General features: G+C 50.6%; 1 protein-coding gene. It reads left to right on the top strand.

Going from position 1 to position 882, the window contains the following annotated elements; translation table 11 throughout:
- Positions 1-388 precede the first annotated feature (388 nt).
- On the top strand, positions 389-882 hold a 494-nt coding region (locus tag CKO12_RS14350; protein WP_200155397.1), incomplete at its 3' end, for an ORF6N domain-containing protein.

The raw sequence follows: 882 nt of genomic DNA, 5'->3' as shown, positions 1-882 counted from the left end.
TTATTGGAACCTTTGAAGAACTGAAGACAATCAAAGCGTATTTAGAGATCACATTTCGGTGGTGAACATTGAACAAACCTGCCACACAACCCCGGTCAGCCGGGGTTTTTTGTGTCTGAACCAACGGTAGTCACCTTGACGCCCGCGTTCATCTCGGTATAGGCTGATCTTGCCGTCACTCATTGGCGGTCGGGATTGGAACCCCGGAATAAAGGAGCGCGTAGTGCCACCAGCGAGAAGGCGCATTTTTTGTGCCCGCACGATCAATGGCTGGCTGCGTGAGGGAGCTGAAAAGCTCGCCGGTTACTCCTCCGGTAGTTCCAACCTCGCGTAGTCCGCCGCCACTATTGGAACAACGGCGGATTCCTAAACCAATCAGGAGTCTGTTATGTCAGCATTACCAAACTCTGTTGTGATCCACTCCATCGAAGTTCAGCCTGTCGAATTTTGCGGTCAGCGCGTGCTCACGTTCGCCCAGATTGACAAACTGCATGACCGCCCGGACGGAACGACCAAACGTAGTTTTCGTGAGAACAAATCCCGCTTAACCGCAGGCGATGACTTCTATCTTATTGATTACACTCAAAAGGACGAATTTCGTCCTTTTGGAATCAAGATTCCGCCGCGTGGTTTGATCGTTATCACCGAGTCCGGTTATCTGCTCTTGGTCAAGTCCTTCACTGATGATCTGGCTTGGGCGGTGCAAAAAGAGCTGGTCAAGGTTTATTTCCGTGCTAAGGCAATGAAGCAGCCCACATCCGCAGCCATTCCCACCGATTTACCCACTGCCCTTCGTGCCTACGCTGCTGAGATTGAAAGCCATCACGATGATTCGTCGATGATTGAGATGCTCAACCAACAGATTGAGATACTGAAAGAAAT

Source organism: Chromatium okenii, from assembly GCF_016583745.1.
Lineage (GTDB): Bacteria > Pseudomonadota > Gammaproteobacteria > Chromatiales > Chromatiaceae > Chromatium > Chromatium okenii.
The sequence above is the reverse complement of the archived record's forward strand: the minus strand, read 5'-3'. Positions and strand labels throughout refer to the sequence as shown.